The following is a 19806-nucleotide window of genomic DNA, read 5'->3' as shown; positions in this document are numbered from 1 at the left end:
TATTTTTTATGACGAAGATTACTGCGATTATTCCTACCTTAAATGAAGAAATTCATGTAGAAGACGCTATAAAATCAGTTGATTTTGCAAATGAAATTATTGTAATTGATTCTTATAGTACAGATAATACAGTAGCTTTAGCAGAAAAGCACAATGTAAAAATCATCAAACGAAAGTTTGATGATTTTTCTTCTCAAAAAAACTTTGCTATTGAGCAAGCAAAATATCCTTGGATTTATATTTTAGATGCAGATGAAAGAGTTACTCCAGAGGTAAAAAAAGAAATTTTAGAAGCTGTTCAAAATCCTAAAGGTTATGTAGGTTTTTATGTGCACAGAAGTTATTATTTTGCTGGTAAAAAAATTAAGTATTGTGGTTGGCAAAGAGACAAAGTAATTCGTCTGTTTTTGAAAGCGCATTGTACATATAGAGGAGTTGTACACGAAACCATAAAAACTAATGGGGAACTTGGTTTTTTTAAAAATAAAATTAATCATTTTGGTTACAGAAGTTACAATCATTACATTGGTAAAATTCACCATTATTCGTCATTAAAAGCAAAAGAACTTCATAAATCTGGGAAAAAAGTAACACTTTTTCATTTATTCATAAAACCACCTTTTCGTTTTTTTATGCACTATATTCTAAGACTAGGTTTTTTAGATGGTCTTGCAGGCCTAATTTTATCAAAAGCTTTAGCCTACTCAGTATATGTAAGATTTGTAAAATTATGGTTATTAAATAATGGTTTAAAAGAAGATGAAAATTAGCCCTTTTTATAAAAAAAATAATTTCTAAAAGCCCTGTTCAATTTATAAGTAAATAAAGTTGATACTTGCCAAAAAGGACGCATAATTTCTCTTAATACCTTTTTAAATTTAGGCATTCCTTTTTTCTGTAAAGTAGTTCCTCCTAAAGCTTTATCATTACTTTTTACATAACTTTTATTTGTGGTGTAAACCTTTACTTTGTGTTTAGACACATCTTGTTTTAACACATCTATAGGTGCATAAAATTGAGTTAAGTTTTTATGCAAATTTGCAGCAGCAACTTTACCAATAACTTGAGCAGTGGTTTGTAAAGAAGGGATTAAAAATAAAGAAGTAAATAAATTTTTTTTAAGTTCAAAAAAGCCTTTTCTGCCAGAAATATCAAGAAAATGGTTTGTGGTTATTTCATCTAAAATTCTAGGTAAATCTTTAAAGAAACTGTTGTCTAAAAGCGCATCATCCTCCAAAACTATTGCATAATCTTCAGTTTGATTTTTAATCACTTCCCATAATTCAAAATAGGTTTTGGTCAAGCCAATTTCTCCATCATTCAAATTCGGATAATGAGCCAAGAAATTAAACTCTTTTTTCGCTTTTTTTAAGAAAGAAAAAGGTAATTCCTTACCGTAAATAGCCGTAAATCTTGTGATAGGAATGTTTAAAGTAGCAAACTGATTCTCCATAAAATCACGTCTTACTTTACTTTTATCCAAATTGATATAATATACTTTGTAAGACATCATAATTGGATCCAGTTTTTGCAAGCAACTTCATTTTTTTTATCAATAAACCATTTTTTTGGAGCAATAACAGTTTTGTCTTTATGTTGGTTTAACCAAGCTCCCCACCAAGAAAAACTACTATTGGCAGTAATGTTATGTTTACACAAACTCATTAAATACAGATCTTCATGAGGTATTGTTTTGTGATTAATAAAGGTAGCATTATCAATTTTTAAATTTTTCTTGGTCCAAGAAATATCATCAGAAAAAACAAAAAAATGGGTTTCTTTAAACTTGGTATTTATGCATTCTATTGCCTTTTGATAATACTTTAAATCACAAGTACCATGTATACTATTGGCTTTTTGGTCAGATATAAAATCTCCTCTTCTAATATGAATAGAGCAAGTATTTTTATGTTTTTCTATATGCTTAGCACATTGAATTGTAGAATCAGAAATTTTTTCTTTAATCACAAATTGGTTTAATAAAATATCTCTAATATTTGTAAAATATTTTTCGGTTTGAAAATACCCTTTCACAAATTCGTTTCCTTTTAAATTGAATAAATTATCATTAAAAAGTAAATTCTTTTCTTTTACGTTTTCTTTAACTTTTACTAAGGATAAAAACGTTGGAATAATACCAGCAACTTTCAAATCAATATTGTATTTATCAAGTTGATAGCCACCATGTAATTTATAAGTCTTAAATTTAGAAGTATCAATCTGTACATCAAAACCCTTTTGTTCTAATGCTTTTGCATACGCATACTGAAACATTTGATTTCCAAGACCGCCAACAATTCTAACAATAATCATTTAAATATCAATTTGATAAATGAAGTTCGGGCAAAAATACAAATGTTATCACACTTTTTCTTCTTTTAAAGTCTGTAAAACAATAAATTTGCGCTTTTGATTGCAAATAAATTATGAAGTACACAGAAGCAATTTCATCAGAAATTTTTCAAATTATCTCTAAAGCAGCCAAAGATACTCATCTTGAGGCTTTTGTAATAGGTGGTTTTGTTCGCGATTTTTTTTTAAAAAGGGGTTCAGCCAAAGATATTGATGTGGTTGCTGTAGGTAGTGGAATCGATTTGGCTTTGCAAGTATCAAAATTACTCCCAAAAAAACCTAAAGTGCAAGTTTTTAAAACTTATGGCACTGCAATGCTACGTTATAAAGACATAGAAATTGAGTTTGTGGGTGCTAGAAAAGAATCCTATTCAGAAGATAGTCGCAATCCAGAGGTTACTCAAGGAACTTTAAAAGACGATCAAAATCGTAGAGATTTTACTATAAATGCCTTAGCATTGAGTTTAAATGAAGACAATTTTGGTGAACTTTTAGACCCTTTTAACGGAATTCAAGATTTAAAGAATAAGTGCATTAAAACACCTTTAAATCCAGATATTACGTATTCTGATGATCCTTTACGCATGATGCGTGCCATTCGATTTGCAACGCAATTAAATTTTAAAATACAAGAAGCGTCTCTTGAAGCCATAGGTAAAAACGCACATAGACTAAAGATTATTACTAGAGAAAGAATTGTAGATGAATTAAATAAAATACTAGCATCACCAAAACCATCAATAGGATTTTTATTATTAGAAAAAGCAAAATTATTGCCCCAAATTTTACCAGAATTGATTGCGCTAAAAGGTGTTGAAGAAGTAGAAGGCCAAAAACACAAAGATAATTTTTACCACACGTTAGAAGTGGTAGATAATATTGCTCAGAATACAGAAAATGTTTGGTTAAGATGGGCTGCATTATTACATGATATAGGAAAAGCACCAACCAAAAGATTTAGTAAAAAAGTGGGCTGGACTTTCCATTCGCATGAATTTGTAGGGTCTAAAATGGTTTATAAAATCTTTAAAAGATTAAAAATGCCATTGAATAACAAAATGAAATTTGTGCAGAAAATGGTTTTACTTAGCTCAAGACCAATAGTTTTAGCCTCTGATGTTAACGATTCTGCTGTAAGACGTTTGGTTTTTGATGCAGGTGATGATATAAATGCATTAATGACACTTTGCGAAGCAGATATTACCACCAAAAACCCAAGAAAATTTAAAAGATATCACCAAAACTTTGAATTAGTAAGAGCTAAAATTAAGGAAGTTGAAGAGCGTGATAGAGTACGAAACTTTCAACCCCCAATTACTGGCGAAGAAATTATGCAAACTTTTAATCTAAAGCCTTGTCGCGAAATTGGGCAAATTAAAGAAGCTATTAAAGAAGCTATTTTAGATGGCAAAATACCCAATGAACACAAAGCATCGTATGATTTTATGATTAAAAAAGGAACTTCTTTAGGATTAAAACAGGCGTAATTGATATTTTTTGTAAAAATAAATTTTATTGATTTTTTAGTCATTATTTAATATAAGATGATTTAAAACCATTTTAAGCGAATTAATTTGTTGATTATTTATTAAAAACGTTAATATTTTTTCATTTTTAGATTGATCTATTGTATATTTAAAGCAATAATATCAATCCATCAAAAAAAATGAAAATTAAAAAAGTTTTAGTTGCAAACCGAGGAGAAATCGCAATACGAATTTTTAGAGCTTGTACAGAAATAAATGTAAAAACGGTAGGTATTTATACCTATGAAGATCGTTATTCTTTGCACAGATATAAATCTGACGAATCTTATCAAATAGGAGAAGATAACCAACCACTAAAGCCTTATTTAGATATTGATGCTATTATAAAAGTAGCAAAAGATAATCAGGTAGATGCCATTCATCCTGGTTATGGTTTTTTATCAGAAAATGCAATGTTAGCGCAAAAATGCGAGGATAACGATATTATTTTTGTTGGGCCAAAAGTTTCTGTTCTAAAATCATTAGGTGATAAAATTACGGCTAAAACAGTAGCTATAGATAATAATATTCCTATTATTCAGAGTAACCAAAATCCTTTAGAAAATTTAGAAATAGCGCTAGAAGAAGCCAAAAAAATTGGCTATCCTGTAATGCTAAAAGCAGCTTCTGGTGGTGGAGGAAGAGGAATGCGTGTTATTAGAAAAGAAGACGAATTAAAGAAAGCTTATGGAGAAAGTAAAAGAGAAGCTTTAAATGCTTTTGGAGATGATACCGTTTTTTTAGAAAAGTTTGTAGAAAATCCGAAGCATATAGAAATTCAAATTGTTGCAGATAATTATGGCAATACAGTCCATTTATTCGAACGAGATTGCTCTGTACAAAGACGTTATCAAAAAGTAATTGAATTTGCACCCTCTTATGGTTTACAACCAGAAACAAAAAATGCTTTATACAATTATGCTATTAAAATTTGTAAAGCTGTAAACTATAACAATATTGGTACTGTAGAGTTTTTGGTAGATGATGATAATTCTATTTATTTTATAGAAGTAAACCCGAGAATACAAGTAGAACATACTGTAACAGAAGTGATTACTAATATAGATCTAGTAAAAACTCAATTGTTTATTGCAGGTGGCTACAAATTAGCAGATCAACAAATAAAAATACCAAGCCAAGAGTATGTAAAAATTAATGGCTATGCATTGCAATGTAGAATTACAACAGAAGATCCTCAAAACGATTTTAAACCCGATTTTGGTACCATTTCTACATACAGAAGTGCTTCTGGGTTTGGAATTCGTTTAGATGCTGGTAGTATTTATCAGGGCGTTAAAATATCTCCTTTTTTCGATTCTATGTTGGTAAAAGTTACTGCAAATAGTAGAACGTTAGATGGTGCTGCAAGAAAAATTAGAAGAGCTTTAAGCGAATTTAGAATTAGAGGCGTAAAAACAAATATGCCTTTTTTAGATAATATTTTGCAACATGAAACTTTTAGAAAGGGTGCAATTACTGTTAATTTTATAAAATCTACACCAAGTTTATTTGTTTTCAAAGCACCTAGAAACAGAGCTAATAAAATTATCACTTATTTGGGTGATGTTACTGTAAACGGAAATAAAGATGTAAAAAAGATAGATGCTACTAAAACTTTTGTAAAACCTAAAGTACCAAGTTTTGATGTTAATGCAAGTTTTCCTAAGGGAACAAAAGATCTTTTAACAGAGTTAGGGCCAGAAGGTTTTTCTAAATGGTTAAGAAACGAGAAAAAAGTCCATTTTACAGATACAACAATGCGAGATGCGCATCAAAGTTTATTAGCTACCAGAATGCGAACTTTTGACATGTTAAAAGTTGCTGAGGGTTATGCTAAAAATCACCCAGAAATATTTAGTATGGAAGTTTGGGGTGGTGCTACTTTTGATGTTTGCTTGCGTTTTTTACAAGAGAATCCTTGGGAAAGATTACGTTTGTTAAGAGCAAAAATGCCAAATGTCTTACTTCAAATGTTAATAAGAGGTTCTAATGGAGTAGGGTATACAGCGTATGCAGATAATTTGATTGGGAAGTTTGTAGAGCAATCTTGGGAAAATGGAGTAGACGTATTCAGAATTTTCGATTCCTTAAATTGGATGAAATCTATTGCACCATGTATAGAACATGTTAGGACTAAAACCAAAGGTTTGGCAGAAGGTTCTATTTGTTATACAAGCGATATTTTAGATGTAAAGAACACAAAATATAATGTACAATACTATATCAACTTGGCAAAGGAGATAGAAAATGCAGGTGCACATATTTTAGCGATTAAAGATATGGCAGGTTTATTAAAACCTTATGCAGCCACAGAATTAGTAACTGCTTTAAAATCGGAGTTAAAAATACCAATTCATTTGCATACACATGATACTTCATCCATACAATCTGCTACCTATTTAAAAGCAATTGAAGCTGGAGTGGATGTTGTAGATGTTGCGTTAAGCGGATTGTCTGGCCTAACTTCTCAGCCTAATTTTAATTCAATTGTAGAAATGTTAAAATATAATGAGCGCGAAAATCCTATCAATTCTAGTTCATTAAATGAATATTCTAATTATTGGGAAGCAGTAAGAGAATACTATTATCCTTTCGAATCTGGGTTAAAAGCGGGTTCAGGAGAAGTTTTTAAACACGAAATTCCTGGAGGTCAATATTCTAACTTAAAACCACAAGCGCAGTCGCTTGGTTTAGAAAGTCGTTTTCATGAAATTACCAAAATGTATGGAGAGGTAAATACATTGTTTGGCAATATTGTAAAAGTAACGCCAAGCTCTAAAGTGGTAGGAGATATGGCGCAGTATTTAGTAAGTAATAACTTAACCGTAAATGATGTTTTAGAAAGAGGAGAAACCATATCTTTTCCCCAATCTGTGGTGAGTTTCTTTAAAGGAGAATTGGGACAGCCAGTTGGTGGTTTTCCTGAAAAATTACAAAAAATTATTTTAAAAGATCAAGAACCCTATACAGATAGACCTAATGCGCATATTGCACCTGTTGACTTTGAGGTTGAATATGCAGATTTTAAGAAAATATTTGAAAATGATTTAGGTAGAAAAATTGATTTTACAGACTTTTTATCGTATAAATTATATCCAAAAGTATTTACAGATGCTTACAACAATCATTTAAAATATGATAATCTAACCAATTTACCCACTAAAAATTTCTTTTATGGAATGGAAATTGGCGAAGAAATTACTGTTGATTTAGATAAAGGAAAAACCGTTTTAATTACTCTAGATTCCATTAGTAAACCAAATTTTGAAGGTTTAGTTACTATTTATTTCAAAGTAAATGGTCAAGGAAGAACCGTTCAGATTAAAGACGAGACAATTAAAGTTGATGTAATTGAAAATGTAAAAGCAGACAAGGCAGATGATAAACAAATAGGTGCTCCACTACAGGGTTTATTGTCTACAATTATGGTGAAAAAAGGTGATGTTATTAAGAAAAATCAACCTTTATTTATTATTGAAGCTATGAAAATGGAAACCACAATTACGGCTAATAATGATGGTACTATTCAAAACATTATTTTAAAAGAAGGTACAATGGTAAATTTAGATGATTTGGTTATTGAATTTGAATAATGTATAACATTACGTTTTATTAGAATATTTTGAGTTTAAATTATTGTTTTAAAATTCAATAATTTAAACTCAATTTTAAAGTTTAAGAAGATGTTTATGTCATTATCGAAATACTATGTTAGGTTAAAAATTTTTGAACAAAGAGAGTGTTGTTTTTTTTAGAGTTGCAAAAGATAGCTTAAAAACAATTAAGAAGTATCTTAAAGTTTCGGGCTGGTATTTTTTATGCCAAGTTTCAAAAGATAAATAGTCAAAACCTAGAGAAAATAATTTTAAAGATTTACCACTAGGTTGTAGACCTAGTAATTTAGCACCTTTTCTTGTCTTACTTAGACTTCTAATTTTATAATTATCTGGGTAGTATTTAACAATGTAGTTGCCATATAACTCGTATTCACTGAAACCACTTTCTTTTAGATGAGTAATTTTAATACTATCTAAAATTTTATACCACCATTGTTTTTCGGTTGTAATTTTCTTCAGTAAAGAAGCTACTATTTTTTTATTAAAAACCATATATTCTCCAATAAAAGAATGATTAACCTGTTTTTCTAATGATAATAAGTTAAGAATAGTTTCAAAATACGGGTGATTATATTCTTGTGTTTTCTCAAAGTAAGTTTTGTTTTCTTTAGAGATAAAATTTATTGGATTCAGAAGAATAGCATCTGCATCCCATACTAAGTAATTATCTGTTATAAATTCTAGTTGATGAACACTCAGTTTTAAAAATTGTTGGAAATACCAACCAGCTCTATTTGGATTGATTTTTTTTTCAACGAAATACTTCTTAATATTATTTAGAGTTAAATTATTACAAATTAAGTCTTCATCTAACAATTTAACGTTTGAAAGGAATTTATTTTCTAAAATATGAAAATTACTTTTGTTTGTAATAATATAAATAGTCCTAAAATTTAAATGTTTTATTATGGATGGAATTGTTTTATCTATTGCAAACCGAATAAGGCTGCTTTTTATAGGAATTACAATATCTATTTCCATTTAATATAATTTTAAAATCGTATTCATTTTAACTCAAACTTTGCATGGTTACTAATTTAAAATATTCTCCTTTTTTAAGTAATAAATCTTCGTGTTTGCCTTGCTCAACAATTTTACCTTTCTGCAACACCACAATTTTATCTGCTTTTTGAATGGTAGAAAGCCTGTGTGCAATAACCATAGAAGTTCTATTTTGCATCATCTTTTCTAAAGCAACTTGAACCAATTGTTCAGATTCTGTATCTAAAGCAGATGTAGCCTCGTCTAAAATCATAATTGGTGGGTTTTTTAGTACAGCTCTTGCAATTGATAATCGTTGTTTTTGCCCACCAGAAAGTGTACCACCACTGTCACCAATATTCGTATTGAATTTGTCTGGTAAATTTTGAATGAATTCATTTGCATTGGCAATTTCTGAAGCTTCCAAAATTTGATCCTCTGTAGCATTTTCTGTACCCAATTTAATGTTGTTTTCTACAGTATCATTAAATAGAATAGAATCTTGGGTAACAATGCCCATTAAATCACGTAAAGATTTTTTAGTAATGTCTTTTATGTTGATGCTATCAATAGTAATATCACCTTTATTCACATCATAAAAGCGTGTAATTAAATTGGCTAAGGTAGATTTTCCACTTCCAGATTGCCCAACTAATGCCACTGTTTCGCCTTTATTTATGGTTAAAGAAAAATCTTGTAAAACATATTCGTCTTTATATTTAAAAGAAATGTTTTTAAATTCAATTTTACGATCAAAATCTTCTTTAAGAATAGCATTTGGTTTGTCTTTAATACTGTTTTCGGTATTTAAAACTTGCATAATTCGTTCTGCAGATGCTTCCCCTTTTTTAATATTATAAAAAGTAGTAGTAATCAATTTTATGGGGTTTAAAACCGTGTAAAACAGCACAATATAACCCATAAATTTACCAGCTTCTAAACTACTTGTATTTTCTAGCACATCTGTACCTCCATACCACAAAATGGTAATGATTGTAGCAGATCCTAAAAACTCACTCATTGGTGATGCTAAAGTTTGTCTGTGAAAAACACTAGTCATTAATTTTCTAAACGTAGTTGTAGAATTATTAAATTTTCGTTCAATAATTTTTTCTGAATTAAAACCTTTTATCACACGTAAACCTGTTAACGTTTCTTCTATAAAAGACAAAAATGTACCTGTTTCTTTTTGTGCTTTAACAGATTGTGATTTTAGTTTTTTACTGATTGATGATATGATAAAACCAGAAACTGGTAATAAAATAAAAACAAATAAGGTTAACTTTAAACTAATAAAAAGCATTATACCAATAGAAATAACTACGGTTAAAGGTTCTCTTACTAAGGTTTCTATTGATGTTAAAATGGAGTTTTCTACTTCCTGTACATCAGCAGTCATACGTGCAATAATGTCTCCTTTTCTTTTTTCTGTAAAATAGGCAATAGGCAATTCTACAATTTTACGATATAAGTTATCTCGTAAATCTTTTACAATACCTGTTCTTAAAAATGTAATTACATAAGATGCCAAATAGCGAAACAAATTTTTGAAAAAGAATAATGAAAGTGATAATAAGCAAATAAATAATAACACATTTACTTGACCATCTTCAGCAATTTTATTTGATATGTAATGATTAAAACTGCCTTCTAAATAAGCACCTAAATTGGTAATGCCCTCGTAAACAGGTTTTTTTGAAACCGCTTTTTTTACACCAAATAAAATATTTAGTACAGGAATAAAAGCAAGTACAGATAAAACATTAAATATTGCGTAAAAAATATTAAAGAGAATATTTAAAAGCGTAAACTTTCTATATTCTCTTTCATATTTAAGAATGTCCTTAAAGTGACTCATTAATTTAACTTCATCTCTTTGATAATTCGTTGAATCTTAGCATCTAATTCAGCCTCAACTTTTTCAGCATTTTCTGTAGTATCTAATGCAGCATTAACACTAAAATAAAACTTTATTTTTGGCTCTGTACCACTTGGTCTTGCAGCAATTCTTGTACCTGAAGCCGTTTGATAAATCAATACATTAGATTTTGGTAAATCAATATCTGTAACTTCACCTGTAATTAAATTCTTTTTTGTAGATGCTTGATAATCGCAAAGCGATTCTATTTTTTCACCATCAACTTCAGTTATTGGGTTGTTACGCATATCACTTAACATTTGCTGAATTTCTGCAGCACCATCCATTCCTTTTTTAGTGATTGAAATTAAATGTTCTTTATAAAAACATTCTCTAACGTAAATATCTAAAAGTTCTTTGTAAAACGAACTTCCGTTTTGTTTGGCTAATGCAGCAACTTCACAAGCCAAAAGGGTAGCAGTAACTGCATCTTTATCGCGTACAAAATCACCAACCATATACCCAAAACTTTCTTCACCACCACCAATAAAGTCTAATTCAGGAAAATCTTTTACCATTTTGGCAATCCACTTAAAACCTGTTAAACCCACTTTAGTATCTACGCCATAATTGGTGGCAACATTATTTACCAATTCAGTAGAAACAATGGTAGAACCTACAAATTGTTTTCCGTTTAATTTTCCTTCTTCTTTCCATTTACGCAATAAAAAGTCAGTCATCACAACCATAGTTTGGTTACCATTCATTAACTTCATATTACCTTCAGTATCTCTAACAGCAACTCCTAATCTGTCACAATCTGGGTCTGTACCAATAACAATATCAGCTCCAGTTTTATTTGCTAAATTCGTAGCCATTTCTAAAGCTTCTGGTTCTTCTGGATTTGGAGATTTTACAGTAGGAAAATCGCCATCTGGTTTTCTTTGTTCTTCTACAATATGTACATCAGTATAACCAGCCTCAGCTAAAGCATCTGGCACAGACATAATTGAAGTTCCATGTAAAGATGTAAAAACTATTTTTAAATTTTTTCGATCGATGTTTGCAGATAAAGAACCATTTTTTACTGAGTTTTCAATAAAAACTTTGTCTACATCAGCACCAATCATTTCAATTAAATCTTCATTAGCATTAAAATTAATTTCTGAATAATCTAATGCATTAACTTTATTAATAATTCCACTATCATTTGGTGGTACAATTTGCCCTCCATCTGCCCAATATACTTTATATCCATTATATTCTGGTGGATTGTGAGAGGCAGTTAAAACAATACCTGCATCACAACCTAAATGACGTACAGCGAATGATAATTCTGGAGTTGGACGTAAATCTTCGAATAAGAATACCTTTATTTTATTTGCTGATAAAACATCAGCTACAACTTTAGCAAACTTTTTACTATTGTGCCTACAATCGTAAGCAATAACCACACTTAATTGTTCTTTAGTTACATTTTCAATTAAATAATTTGATAATCCTTGTGTTGCTCGCCCTAAGGTATATTTATTGATTCTGTTGGTCCCAGCACCCATTGTGCCTCGCATTCCTCCAGTACCAAATTCCATATCTTTATAAAATCTGTCTGCTAGATCATCAGGATTATTATCGATTAATTGTTGAATTTCAGTTTGAGTTTCGGCATCAAAGCTTGGAGTTAACCATTGTTTTGCTTTTTCTAAAATATCATTCATAGTGTAATAAAGTTAAGTTTAATGAGTTGATTAAATACTTTTTAAAATACAAATATACATTTACAAATTTAGTTTTTCTTTGATTGTATAGTGTTTTTCATTACTTTTTGTTTTTATAATGAGTTCTCCTAAAAATCCTGCTAAGAACAAAAGTGTTCCTATTATCATAGAAGTTAATGCAATATAAAACCATGGATTGTTGGTTACTAAAATGGTTTTAATACCATTATATAGTTTGTAGAGTTTAAATGCGCCAATATAAAAAGCAGAGGTTGTACCAAATAGAAACATAAATGTACCCCAAAGACCAAAAAAATGCATTGGTCTTCGTCCAAATTTTGATAAAAACGAAATGGTAATTAAATCTAGAAAACCATTTATAAATCGATCCATACCAAATTTTGTTTCGCCATATTTTCTTGCTTGATGCTGTACTACTTTTTCATCAATATTGTTAAAACCAGCGTTTTTTGCTAAAACAGGTATATATCTGTGCATTTCTCCGCTAACTTTTACATTTTTAATCACCTCATTTTTGTAGGCCTTTAAACCACAATTAAAATCGTGTAATTGTAAACCAGAGGTTTTTCTTGCAGCTGCATTAAATAATTTTGATGGAATATTTTTGGTGATGACATTGTCATAACGTTTCTTTTTCCATCCCGAAATTAAATCGAAGTTTTTATCAATAATTAAATGGTACAATTCTGGTATTTCCTCAGGATTATCTTGTAGGTCAGCATCCATTGTAATGACAACATCTCCTTTTGCTATTTCAAAACCAGCATCTAAAGCTTGAGATTTACCGTAATTTTTTTGAAAACGAATTCCTTTTACAGCCTTGTTTTTAGATGATAAGTCTTCAATAACCTTCCAAGAATTGTCTGTACTGCCATCATCAATAAAAATAATTTCATATAAATAACGATTGGATTGTAAAACTTTTACAATCCAATCGTGTAATTCTATAAGAGATTCTGCTTCGTTAAGAAGTGGTATTACTACCGAAATTTGCATATTTAGGTTCAAATTTTGATATTCTAAAAAATCAAAGTAGCCTTTATTTTGAATAGAGTACGCTAAACTTTAGGTTTTAGTACGTGTCTTCTTCGGTTTTTTTCTTAATAGCTGCAATTATTGCAGAAGATATAAAGCCAATAAACGCCATAAATAAAATGCCAATTCCATAACCAATAGCAGTACCTTGAAACTTGCCTTGCATTTCAATTTGCATATCTATTTGTTCTTCTGTTAAGCCAGCATCAACGAGTGCTTTTCTAGTTACTTCTTCAACTTGAGCATAAAATTCTGGTTCTATAACAGTTGTAAAAACCACTTGGTATAAAGTACTTATTATGGTACCAACAAGTATAATACCAACACCAATTTTTACACCTTGTCCCCAAGTCATAAAACCACCACTAGTATTTTTAAATTTACTCATTCCAAGAATTGGGAACAAAATAATTCCTAACAGAATTACTCCAAAATTAATATAACCTGCTGTTGGTTCTAGATGCATTCCTAATGCATAAGGCACTAGACTTGCTACTACTAATAACAAACCAAAATATAAACCATTATTTAAAATAATGCCTTTACTGTCTGTTTGATTTTCCATTGTTTTTTTCTTATTTAGTTAGTGATACAAATATATGTTTTTCATTTGGTATTATAATTTTACAACCAAAAAACATCTTATTAGTAATCAATACTTTAAAAATGTTACATAAAATTTAGTGTTTTTTTAATTGTTTAAATAAAAATAGATTGTAAATTTGCAGTGGCAAGTCCTACACAACTAGCTCCCTTTGAATCCCCCAGGGTGGGAACACAGCAAGGGTATTAGGTTGTAGCAGTGTGATGTAGATAGCTTGCCATTTTTTGTGCGCTATATTTACGTTTCTTCTTTTATCTTTTCTGATATTTGTGTTATAATTATAATTTGATAAAACATGTCTAAAGTAATTTTAGTTACTGGGGCTTCTTCTGGAATAGGAAAGTCAATTGCAACATTTTTAAGCGAAAAAGAGTATAAAGTTTATGGGACTAGTAGAGCACCAAAAAACATTTCTGATTTTTCATTTCAACTTATTGCTTTAGATGTTTTAAATACTAAAAGTATTCAAAAAGCTGTAGATGTAATTATTCAAAAAGAAGGTAGATTGGATGTGTTAGTAAATAACGCAGGAATGGGAATTACTGGGCCTTTAGAAGATACACCTACAAATGAAATGCGCGCAGTTTTTAATACCAATTTTTTTGGTGCTATTGATGTTATGAAAGCTGTTTTACCACAAATGCGTAAACAAAAATCTGGAATTATTATTAATGTTACTTCTATTGCTGGGTATATGGGCTTGCCTTTTAGAGGTGTTTATTCAGCATCAAAAGGAGCTTTAGAGTTGATTACAGAAGCTGTAAGTATGGAGGTTAAGAATTTAGGAATTGATGTGGTAAATATTGCTCCTGGAGATTTTGCTACCAATATTGCTGCTGGTAGATACCATACACCTGTTTTAGAGCATTCAGCCTATAAAAAAAAGTATCAAGAAAATTTAGATTTGATGGATGCTCATGTAAATGAAGGTATGCCACCAATAGAAATGGCCAAGGCTGTCTGTAAAATTATCAATGCATCAAAACCTAAACTACATTATAAAGTTGGCGATTTTATGCAAAAGTTTTCTATTGTTTTAAAACGAATATTGCCAGACAGAATTTATGAAAAGTTGTTAATGAACCACTATAAACTTTAGTTTTCTATATTAATGTGTTCTTCTGCATTAGGACTCAAATAGGTGTCAAGAACAGCAATATTACAATCTAAAGCATTAAAATCTATTTTTATCCATCCGTAATAATTTTCATTATTTCTAACTAATTTTACTGCATAATAATCATCTATAGTATTCTCAAACTCTTTTTTGTATGTTAAATTATTTTGCAAGAAAAAATTATAATTTTCATAAGGCGCACTAAATTCATAAAAAACATCAAGTGAATTTTTTACATCCAAAGAATTAAACTTATTTGCAGCATAACTTCTTGTGTTTTCTGTTGAAAAAGGAGGTTCAAAAATTACTGGAAAAGGAATGCTAACCCCTTTAGGTGAAAGAATTTCATTAATTTCTTCGTCTGTAGAAACTAATTTAATGTTGTAAGCTACAAAATTAGGTCTGTTTGCAAAATCAATCACTTCTTCTGCACGTATGCTATAATCTGTAACACCATCATTATCTAAATCAATATCAATTGGTAATTTATCGCCAAAACAATTAGAGAATTTTTTGTAGTCTGTGTTTGTAACAACATAATCTTCGGTAGTGAATTCTAGCCAAAAATTAAGTGTTTTAACTAATTTGTCATGATGATCTCTGTACACCACTTGTCCTGCTAGTTTTTTATTTATTTGCCAATCTTTAACATAAAACTCTAAAACATCAACTTCGGTTATGGCACTGATATCACCTGTACCTCCATTGTAAAATTCAAATCCACGATTTATTTGTAAGCAATTGTCTACTTTAGTAAACACAAAATTAAGCGTTTCAGACAAGCCGTAATTATCTAATTTTTTTGTAAAATTTATAGTAACTGCATCATCACTATAATATCCTTGCCACAAAACAGGTGCTGTATTATCAGCTATTACAATATTATCAGCTTCAGAAATCTCGAGATTAGAAAAATTGCAAACAATTGTACCTTCAATACCTTCTTCACCAATTTGTCCTTCGCAGAAACATAAAATAGAAGAACATAAAATGAGTAAAGCGTATTTAAATGATTTCATAAATAAGGGGTTAAAATTCCAAAGTTTACAGCTGGCATTAATTGTTAGACAGGTAAAAACCACAAAAGTTTAAAAACTAAGGTACAAATATCACTTTTTTTTATAAAATTTAAAACTAGACGTGCTTAAATTACTCTTAAATAATCTTTGTTTATATCTTTGTAAATAAATTAAAAAAATAAAAATGAAATTTTTCATAGATACTGCAAATTTAGAGCAAATTAAAGAAGCACAAGAGTTAGGTATTTTAGATGGTGTAACTACAAACCCATCTTTAATGGCAAAAGAAGGAATTACAGGAGAAGAAAACATTATAAATCATTACAAAACAATTTGTGATGTTGTTGATGGTGATGTTTCTGCAGAGGTAATTTCTACAGACTTTGATGGAATGGTTAAAGAAGGTGAAGCTTTAGCAGCTTTAAATCCGCAGATTGTGGTAAAATTACCAATGATAAAAGATGGTATAAAAGCATGTAAATACTTTTCATCTAAAGGTATTAAAACAAATGTAACTTTAGTTTTTTCTGTTGGGCAGGCATTGTTAGCAGCAAAAGCTGGGGCAACTTATGTTTCACCATTTTTAGGACGTTTAGACGATATTTCTACAGACGGATTAAATTTGATTTCAGAAATTAGAACGGTTTACGATAATTACAATTTTCAAACTCAAATTTTAGCAGCATCTGTGCGTCACACCATGCATATTGTAGATTGTGCTAAGTTAGGATCTGATGTAATGACAGGCCCTTTAAGTGCTATTGAAGGTTTATTAAAACACCCATTAACAGATAGTGGTTTGGCTAAGTTTTTAGCAGATTACAATAAAGGGAACTAGAAGCCCATCCTAACCTTCCCAAAGGGAAGGAACTTTTGTGGGAATTGAGTGTGGAAAATGTTTGTTTGAAGCTATCTCCTGCTTTCGCTACTCGCTTTTTTTGCTGATTCCTGAATTAAAATTCAGGAATCAGCAAAAAAGAGCTCAAACAGAACGCTCAATCAGGGCTAATATTGTTTGAAAGCTAATAGAAAAACTAAAAACTATAAGAACTCCAAATTTAGTAAGATTGAAGTTTTTTTTAAAAGAATAAGTCTTTTTGAATGAAAAAAGATAAGGTACATTTTTCCGGCACAAATTTTTCCCCTTTGGGGAAATTAAAAGGGGCTTTTCCAAAAAAAGAACTCGCACAATTAGTCATTTCAGCATGTTATCAATTTGATATTGATACGGTTGTCATTTCTCCAGGTTCTAGAAACGCACCTTTAACTATCGGTTTTTCTAATCATCAAAAAATAGAAGCGTTAAGTGTTGTAGATGAACGATGTGCCGCTTTTTTTGCTTTAGGCATTGCTCAACAAAAACAAAAACCTGTTGCTGTTTTGTGTACTTCTGGTTCTGCACTGTTAAATTATTATCCTGCAATTGCAGAAGCATTTTATAGTAACATACCTTTAGTAATAATTTCTGCAGACAGACCCAAACATTTAATTGATATAGGTGATGGCCAAACCATTCGTCAAGAAAATGTTTTTGAAAATCATATCTTATTTTCGGCCAACTTAATTGAAAACCCCAAATTTAATCCAAGAAATTCTCAATTAATTGGTGAAGCTTTGCAAATTGCCACTTCTCAAAAAGGTCCTGTGCATATTAATGTGCCTTTTGATGAGCCTTTGTATGAAACTGTAAACCAATTAAAAGATTTTCATTTTCCTAGAATATCTTCTAGTTTTTTAGATAATTCAAATATCGATTATGAGAATTTGGCTAATATTTGGAATGTTGCCAAAAAGAAAATGATTTTGGTAGGGGTAAATTATCCTGATGAAGCATTACACCAATTGATGGATTTGTATGCAGATGACGATTCTGTATTGATTTTTACAGAAACTACATCAAATTTGCATCACAATAAGGCAATTAATTCTATAGATCAATTAATTTTTTCGTTAAATGATGATGATTTTAAGGATTTACAACCCGATATTCTCATCACCTTTGGTGGTATGATTATCTCTAAAAGAATAAAAAAATTCTTAAGAAATTATGCTCCTAAGCATCATTGGGATATTGATGAACGAAAAGCAACAAACACATATTTTTGTTTGTCAGACTTTATTCAAACTAACCCAAATAATTTTTTTAGTAATTTTAATGATAGAATTATTAAAGCAGAAAGTGATTATCAACCAAAATGGCTGGATATTAGAGATAGTAGAAGAAACAAACATAAAGCATATTTATCTACCATCGTGCATTCAGATTTTAAAGTATTTGAGCAAGTTTTAGATAGTGTGCCCAACAATTGCCAACTGCAAATTAGTAATAGCGCTATTATTAGATATGCGCAATTGTTTACAATCAATAAAACTGTTGAAGTATATTGTAATAGAGGTACTAGTGGAATTGATGGAACAACATCAACTGCAATTGGAGCAGCCTTTGCAAATAACAAACAAACCATTTGTGTTACTGGTGATTTGAGTTTTTTTTATGATTCTAATGCACTTTGGAATACACACATTCCTATAAGTTTTCGAATTATTTTAATTAATAATTCTGGTGGTGGAATTTTTAAGATAATTCCTGGTCCATCAACAACAAATGCTGCAAAATATTTTGAAACACCTCATTGTTTAACAGCAGAACATTTATGTAAAATGTACGGGTTTGAGTATCAAAAAGCATATAGCAAAGAAACTGTTGAAAAAGAGTTACAAGGGTTTTATAAAGAATCAAAACAACCCAAAATTTTAGAAATTTTTACACCAAGTGCAGAAAATAATAAGATTTTGGCAGCATATTTTAAATATATACAATAATGGATTTACAAGTAGGAGACAAAGTTGAGTTAGTTATTGAAACTGAAACTGCATTAGGTTATGTGGTATTAATTAATGAAGAGTTTGAAGGCTTATTATATAGAAATGAGGTTTTTGAGGATTTAGATATTGATATGGAAGTAGATGGCTATATTAAAAATATTCGTGAAGATGGTAAAATTGATGTTTCGTTAAGACCACAAGGTTTTAGAAATGTAATTGATACTGATGTAGATAAAATATTAACCAAATTACAAAATAGTAAAGAAGGTTTTTTATTATTGACAGATAAAAGCTCACCAGAATCTATAAAATTCCATTTAAAAATGAGCAAGAAGGCATTTAAAAAGGCTGTAGGTAATTTATACCGTCAAAAATTAATTATCTTGAAAGAAGATAGAATTGAGTTGGTAAAATAACCCCAAATTTAATATAGTATTACCCGTGAATTTTAGCCGTTTTTCCTCTTTCTTTCATCATTTCTGCTTCAAACTTTAATAATGCATTCCATTTTTCATCAACAATTGCTCTATCTTGATATTCTCTGGCAAATTGTAAAAAAGTAGTATAATGGTTGGCTTCAGAAATCATTAAATTTTTATAGAATTTTTGCAATTCTTCATCTTCCATATTTTCTGAGAAAACCTTAAAGCGTTCGCAACTTCTTGCTTCAATTAAGGCAGCTACCAACAAACGCTGAATTAAAGCATTGGTTCTGTCTTTTGTTTTTGGAAAAAATTTTTGCAACCGCACAGCATAATCATTCTTTTGTTCTCGCCCTAAAACCATTCCACGTTTTACCATAAGTAAGTGCACCATTTTAAAATGTTGCATTTCTTCAATTGCAATATTGCTCATTTCTTTAACCAATTCAGTTTCTTCTGAATAATTAATGATAATTGATACTGCATTAGAAGCTGCTTTTTGTTCTAAAAATGCATGGTCTGTTAATATTTGTTGCAAGTTTACTTTGGCAATTTCTGCCCAAGAAGTTTCCGTTTCGAATTGTAAGCCTAACATAGTTTTGATTTGAAAATACAAAAGTAAAAAATATAAAGCCTTTTATGGTAAAAGACTGCCTATCTTTGACAAATATTTAAATAAATTGACTTTAAAAAAGACAATTAGATCGTAAAAC

At 29.9% G+C, this 19806-nt stretch carries 16 protein-coding genes and 1 other RNA gene; 8 read left to right on the top strand and 9 right to left on the bottom strand.

Features of this window, described 5'->3' with window-relative positions:
* The first annotated feature begins 8 nt into the window (after positions 1 to 8).
* Positions 9 to 770: a glycosyltransferase family 2 protein gene (locus SJY27_RS04480; RefSeq protein ID WP_397447065.1), complete on the top strand. Its 762-nt coding sequence runs from the start codon at positions 9 to 11 to the stop codon at positions 768 to 770.
* Here the strand turns inward: SJY27_RS04480 and SJY27_RS04475 are convergent.
* Entirely contained in the window at positions 767 to 1534 is a 768-nt protein-coding gene (locus tag SJY27_RS04475; protein ID WP_397447064.1) for a glycosyltransferase family 25 protein, read from the bottom strand. The genes SJY27_RS04480 and SJY27_RS04475 overlap by 4 nt on opposite strands.
* Positions 1510 to 2313, bottom strand: coding sequence for an alpha-1,2-fucosyltransferase (locus SJY27_RS04470; RefSeq protein WP_397447063.1), 804 nt, complete (start codon positions 2311 to 2313; stop codon positions 1510 to 1512). Before SJY27_RS04470 ends, SJY27_RS04475 begins: the two co-directional genes overlap by 25 nt.
* Before the next feature lie 113 nt (positions 2314 to 2426).
* Between SJY27_RS04470 and SJY27_RS04465 the strand changes: the two genes are divergently transcribed.
* Positions 2427 to 3839, top strand: coding sequence for a CCA tRNA nucleotidyltransferase (locus SJY27_RS04465; protein WP_397447062.1), 1413 nt, complete (start codon positions 2427 to 2429; stop codon positions 3837 to 3839).
* A 179-nt stretch (positions 3840 to 4018) separates the two neighbouring features.
* Positions 4019 to 7471: a pyruvate carboxylase gene (locus tag SJY27_RS04460; RefSeq protein WP_397447061.1), complete on the top strand. Its 3453-nt coding sequence runs from the start codon at positions 4019 to 4021 to the stop codon at positions 7469 to 7471.
* Positions 7472 to 7594: 123 nt separating this feature from the next.
* Here SJY27_RS04460 and SJY27_RS04455 read toward each other — a convergent pair whose 3' ends face one another.
* The 5 genes from SJY27_RS04455 to SJY27_RS04435 form a co-directional block, all read right to left on the bottom strand.
* A complete protein-coding gene (locus tag SJY27_RS04455; protein WP_397447060.1) occupies positions 7595 to 8476 on the bottom strand; it encodes a hypothetical protein in 882 nt (293 codons plus the stop codon).
* Positions 8477 to 8504: 28 nt separating this feature from the next.
* Positions 8505 to 10334 (bottom strand): ABC transporter ATP-binding protein, encoded by a 1830-nt coding sequence (locus SJY27_RS04450; RefSeq protein ID WP_397447059.1) that lies wholly within the window; start codon positions 10332 to 10334, stop codon positions 8505 to 8507.
* The gene (locus tag SJY27_RS04445; RefSeq protein WP_397447058.1) at positions 10334 to 12049 is read right to left on the bottom strand and encodes a phospho-sugar mutase; all 1716 of its coding nucleotides are present in this window, start codon (positions 12047 to 12049) and stop codon (positions 10334 to 10336) included. Before SJY27_RS04445 ends, SJY27_RS04450 begins: the two co-directional genes overlap by 1 nt.
* 60 nt (positions 12050 to 12109) lie before the next feature.
* Positions 12110 to 13066 (bottom strand): glycosyltransferase family 2 protein, encoded by a 957-nt coding sequence (locus SJY27_RS04440; protein ID WP_397447057.1) that lies wholly within the window; start codon positions 13064 to 13066, stop codon positions 12110 to 12112.
* Between the two features lie 76 nt (positions 13067 to 13142).
* A complete protein-coding gene (locus tag SJY27_RS04435) occupies positions 13143 to 13670 on the bottom strand; it encodes a DUF4199 domain-containing protein (protein WP_397447056.1) in 528 nt (175 codons plus the stop codon).
* Between the two features lie 163 nt (positions 13671 to 13833).
* Here SJY27_RS04435 and ffs point away from each other — a divergent pair.
* Positions 13834 to 13932, top strand: an RNA gene (gene ffs / locus SJY27_RS04430) — signal recognition particle sRNA small type.
* Positions 13933 to 14004: 72 nt separating this feature from the next.
* Positions 14005 to 14808, top strand: coding sequence for an SDR family oxidoreductase (locus tag SJY27_RS04425; RefSeq protein WP_397447055.1), 804 nt, complete (start codon positions 14005 to 14007; stop codon positions 14806 to 14808).
* On the opposite strand, the gene SJY27_RS04420 is transcribed toward SJY27_RS04425, so the two are convergent.
* Positions 14805 to 15845, bottom strand: coding sequence for a hypothetical protein (locus SJY27_RS04420; RefSeq protein WP_397447054.1), 1041 nt, complete (start codon positions 15843 to 15845; stop codon positions 14805 to 14807). The two genes, SJY27_RS04425 and SJY27_RS04420, sit on opposite strands and share 4 nt — an antisense overlap.
* Before the next feature lie 184 nt (positions 15846 to 16029).
* Between SJY27_RS04420 and fsa the strand changes: the two genes are divergently transcribed.
* The 3 genes from fsa to SJY27_RS04405 all read left to right on the top strand — a co-directional run bounded on the left by fsa (position 16030) and on the right by SJY27_RS04405 (position 19087).
* Positions 16030 to 16683 (top strand): fructose-6-phosphate aldolase, encoded by a 654-nt coding sequence (gene fsa / locus SJY27_RS04415; protein WP_397447053.1) that lies wholly within the window; start codon positions 16030 to 16032, stop codon positions 16681 to 16683.
* A gap of 263 nt (positions 16684 to 16946) precedes the next feature.
* Positions 16947 to 18668, top strand: a complete 1722-nt coding sequence (gene menD / locus SJY27_RS04410) for a 2-succinyl-5-enolpyruvyl-6-hydroxy-3-cyclohexene-1-carboxylic-acid synthase (RefSeq protein WP_397447052.1) — start codon at positions 16947 to 16949, stop codon at positions 18666 to 18668.
* Positions 18668 to 19087, top strand: coding sequence for a DNA-binding protein (locus tag SJY27_RS04405; RefSeq protein WP_397447051.1), 420 nt, complete (start codon positions 18668 to 18670; stop codon positions 19085 to 19087). Before menD ends, SJY27_RS04405 begins: the two co-directional genes overlap by 1 nt.
* 19 nt (positions 19088 to 19106) lie before the next feature.
* On the opposite strand, the gene SJY27_RS04400 is transcribed toward SJY27_RS04405, so the two are convergent.
* The gene (locus SJY27_RS04400) at positions 19107 to 19688 is read right to left on the bottom strand and encodes a tRNA-(ms[2]io[6]A)-hydroxylase (protein ID WP_397447050.1); all 582 of its coding nucleotides are present in this window, start codon (positions 19686 to 19688) and stop codon (positions 19107 to 19109) included.
* Positions 19689 to 19806 lie beyond the last annotated feature (118 nt).

Source organism: Polaribacter sp. R77954, assembly GCF_044595335.1.
Classification (GTDB): Bacteria; Bacteroidota; Bacteroidia; order Flavobacteriales; family Flavobacteriaceae; genus Polaribacter.
The sequence above is the reverse complement of the archived record's forward strand: the minus strand, read 5'-3'. Positions and strand labels throughout refer to the sequence as shown.